Annotated in this window: 3 protein-coding genes; all 3 read right to left on the bottom strand. The window is 38.9% G+C overall.

Annotated elements, in window-relative coordinates:
* A partial coding sequence (locus BZK14_RS06575; protein WP_077925747.1) for an Rne/Rng family ribonuclease occupies positions 1-2,075 on the bottom strand: 2,075 nt, incomplete at its 3' end.
* 254 nt (positions 2,076-2,329) lie between these two features.
* Positions 2,330-3,055, bottom strand: coding sequence for a tetratricopeptide repeat protein (locus tag BZK14_RS06570; RefSeq protein ID WP_077925746.1), 726 nt, complete (start codon positions 3,053-3,055; stop codon positions 2,330-2,332).
* Positions 3,056-3,170: 115 nt separating this feature from the next.
* Positions 3,171-4,421: penicillin-binding transpeptidase domain-containing protein (locus BZK14_RS06565; RefSeq protein WP_281249088.1), on the bottom strand; the 1,251-nt coding region annotated here is incomplete at its 5' end.

Below are 4,421 nucleotides of genomic sequence, written 5' to 3'. Positions count from 1 at the left end.
GGTTTTGGTGTAATGCTTGTTGCTTTAACAATATTCTCATTTTTATTGTCAGACTTTTCAGTTTTCTGAGTATTTTGAGTGGTATTGTTGTTATTAGCATTATTATTTTTATTGCGAGAGCGACGTGTTCTTGGTTTTGGTGCTTCACCATTATTATCACGTACATCATCAGTTTTTTCTGATTTATCAGCTTTCGTAATATCTGAACGAACTTCAGATACTCGTTCAACAGTTGCAATTTCATTGTGCTCAGGTGCATTGGCACGAGTTGTTACACGGCGATTGTTGCGGCGGCGATTATTAGAACGCTGGCGCTGTTTAGGTTGTTGAGATTTTTTCTTAGTTTCTTCCTCTGAAATTTGTGGCTCAGAAGGAGTTAACAAAGATTTAAACCAATTGACCAACATTGTCCATAATGATGGTACAGGTTTAACTTCAGGTGCTTTTTCCTCTGTAACTGGTGGTGGTGTTGCAGGTACCATATTACTCACAACAGGGATATTTTTTTGTGGTTTCGTTGGATTATAAGCTTGGTTAACTAATGCTTCATCTGTTGGTTTTTCAGTTATATTGTGTTCATTACTGACTTTATTGGTCAATGTTGTTTGATCAGTGCGGTAGCGAGTAATTTCAAAATGTGGTGTTTCTAATTCTTGATTAGGAATCATTACAACACGTACGCCTAAGCGTTTTTCAATATCAGAAACATCTTCTCGTTTTTCATTCAATAAGAAGATAGAAACATCAACAGGCAGTTGAACAATAATCTCGCCAGTGCGTTCTTTTAATGCTTCTTCTTCTACTAAGCGTAGTACTTCTAATGCGAGTGATTTGATGTTGCGAATTGTGCCATGGCCTGAACATCTTGGGCATACAATATGTGTTGTTTCATCTAATGATGGGCGCAATCGTTGGCGAGACATTTCGAGTAAGCCAAATCGAGAAATGTGACCCGTTTGAATACGTGCACGATCTAAAGATAGAGCTTCATGGAATGCTTTTTCTACTTTACGTTGGTGATCAGACTCTAACATGTCAATAAAGTCAATGACAATCAAACCACCGAGGTCACGAAGTTTTAATTGACGTGCAATTTCTTCAGCCGCTTCAACGTTAGTATTGAATGCAGTTTCTTCAATATCAGCACCGCGCGTTGCACGACCTGAGTTGATATCGATAGAAACTAGCGCTTCTGTGTAGTCGATCACCAATGCGCCACCTGAAGGTAATTTTACTTCACGTTGGTAAGCTGATTGAATTTGGTTTTCGATTTGATAGCGTGTGAATAACGGGATTTGATCTTCATATAACTTAATTTTAGAGCGGATTTGTGGCATGGTTCTGCTCACAAATAGTGCTGCTTCTTCATAGATTTCAGCATTATCAATGAGTATTTCACCAATATCATTACGATAATAATCGCGTAATGCACGAATGATGATATTACTTTCTTGATAGATTAAGAAGGGCGCTTTTTCTGTTGAGGCAGTTTTAATTGAATGCCAAAGAGTCATCAAATAGTCCAAGTCCCATTGCAACTCTTCTGCTGTACGACCTAAACCTGCTGTGCGGACAATGACCCCCATTTCATCAGGGATTGTTAAGTGGCTCATTGCTTCACGAATCGCAACACGCTCTTGGCCTTCAATACGGCGAGAAACACCACCAGATTTTGGGTTGTTTGGCATCAATACTAAATAACGACCTGCTAATGTGATCATTGTTGTGAGTGCAGCCCCTTTATTACCGCGCTCTTCTTTTTCAACTTGGATGATGACTTCCATGCCTTCTGTTAATGCATCTTTAATAGATGGCTTTTGCATGGCTTTTGCAGCATCAGAATAATATTCTTTAGAAACTTCTTTAAAGGATAAAAAACCATGGCGTTCTGAACCATAGTCAACAAAACAAGCCTCTAAAGATGGCTCGATTCGAGTGATGATACCTTTGTAAATGTTTGCTTTTTTCTGAATATTTGTAGCATTTTCAATATCTAAATCATATAGGCGCTGCCCATCTACTAAAGCGACACGTGTCTCTTCAGGTTGGCTCGCATTAATTAGCATGCGTTTCATTGTGTTCTCCAGGCCCTAAATAGTGAGGAGTTTACAGAGATCACTCCTTACCTATTTTTAATACAATGTACGTTACATTTAGAGTCGTTATTAGTTGTTAACGCAGTGATTTGTATTAGTACTGTTATTCCTCAGTATTTATAACCAAAATTAAATTCTAAAAAAATATCATAGGATGCAAAGCAGAGCCTATTCATCAATATGATGAATAGGAATGATATTTGAGTGTTTTTGAGTGATCATTGATGAGAGATTTATTGTACGTTTCTCATCGCTTCATCTGAACCTGCTGAATCTCCTCTTGCTTTACGCGCGGAAGAGATCACTCGCCAATTCTTATTCATGAGGTCTTGATTGCTTTTTGCAAAATCAATAGATTTTTTTGCTAATTGTTCAGACTGCTCATATTTGCCCTGATGTAGGCGAATTTGTGCAAGATCATACCAAATACTTGCATTATTAGGTTCTAATCTTACTGCACGATTCAATGCAGTTGCTGCTTTCTCTAACTGACCTGCTTTGACTGCAGAGTTTGCTTCATCTAATAAAGATTGAACAGCACCTGTTTGATTTTGTGATGGTTGATAAGTGTTTGTTGTTGCTGTTGCAACATTATTTTGCCCAGGAATCATAGGTGTTGAGCCAGTATTAGGTGGCGTATATGTTGATTGCTGGCTGTTTGGATCTGGAGTATTTGGGTATGCAGGAAATGCTGCATTATCAGCAGGAAATTCTGTACCTTGACCAGAGTAAGCTGGAAATTGTACTTCACCTGTAGTGCTAGCTTGACCATAAGGTTGAGCCTGATTATATGCACCTGTATTTTGGTTGCCCGTACCATCATCAAGAGGAATGCCATTAGGAATAGTTGGCGTTACAGGTTGATTTGGTAATGGACGAACTCTAGCGCCACCATCAGTGCGAGATGTACATCCGCTAATGACAAGTAGAGCTAATATTAGAAATGTTGTAGTTCTCACTATAGTTATTCCCATATAACGATATGTTAAAAGTTTGGTTAGACATAAAAGTCAGTGTCGATAATTTATCATAAAATGTATAAAACGAGTAGAGAGATTCTCTACTCGTTTGTAATTACTCAAAACTATCAAAGTTAAATGGCTCAAACTCGCCACCAAAATCAAAATCTGTTTCAGGTGGATAAAAATCACAATCTCCTGGGTAAGTTGGCTGATAGCCCTTGATATATGGCAGTGTTAAAATTTGTTTGCCAGGACATGAATAGTTAGGTGGCGGCAAACCTGTTGACATATTAATACGAACATCCACAACATCTTTAGGTGTTGTTGTATTGATGTCTTCTAATATGAGAGGTTTCATTGCAGCAGCCCATACAGGCAAGCCACCCGTTGCACCACCAACACGCCCCATTCGGGTATTATCATCTTTACCAACCCATGCAACAGCTGTACGATCTCCTGTGAATCCTGCAAACCAAGCATCACGATAATCATTGGTTGTACCAGTTTTACCTGCCATTTTAGTTTTGATGCCTGCTCGGCGAATACCACCGCCAGTACCAGCATCAATCACATTTTGCATTGCTTTGGTTATTAAGAAATTAGGTCCTTGATAGATGACTTGTTTTGGCTCAACAATATTTTGCGCTAAAACAGTACCATCCTGCTGCGTCACTTCACGGATAGATTTCAATGGGATATAGTAGCCATCGTTTGCAATGGTTGAATACATTTGTGTGACATCAAACACTGTGATGTCGATTGCACCCAATAATGATGCTGGTACAGCAGGGAAATGATATTCATTTTCATTCAAACCTAAGCGATAAAGTGTATCTAAAACATTATTGACACCGACATCTAAGCCTAAGCGAATGGTTGGAATATTGTAGGATTTAGTGAGCGCTGTGATTAATGGAATCCAGCCATGAAGTTTTCTATCATAGTTATTGGGCGCCCATACTTTACCGCCTGAGTTCATTTCAAAGCGCGTTTGATCATCTAACAGTGTACCTAAAGAGAAACGTTGCGGTTCTTCTAGTGCTCGTAAATAAATAAATGGTTTAATCAATGAGCCAACTTGACGTTTCGCACTCAATGCTCGATTAAAGCCAGCTTGGCGAACCTGACGATCTCCGACTAGGGCTTCAACTTCACCTGTATTATTTTGGCTGATGATGATTGCAGCTTGAATATCTTTAACGCCACGAGTTTTTTCTATGGCAGGCAATGTTTCAATGACCGCTTTCTCTGCATAAGTTTGGACGATGGGATCCAAGGTTGTGAAAACTTTTAATCCATCACTAGTGAGTGCTTCACTAGCATATAGCTCTTTAATTTGCTTCGATACTAAATCGATAAAAGC

This window comes from Wohlfahrtiimonas larvae, from assembly GCF_002006755.1.
GTDB classification, from domain to species: domain Bacteria; phylum Pseudomonadota; class Gammaproteobacteria; order Cardiobacteriales; family Wohlfahrtiimonadaceae; genus Wohlfahrtiimonas; species Wohlfahrtiimonas larvae.
Note: the sequence above shows the minus strand (reverse complement) of the source record. Positions and strands in the feature narration are given on the sequence as shown.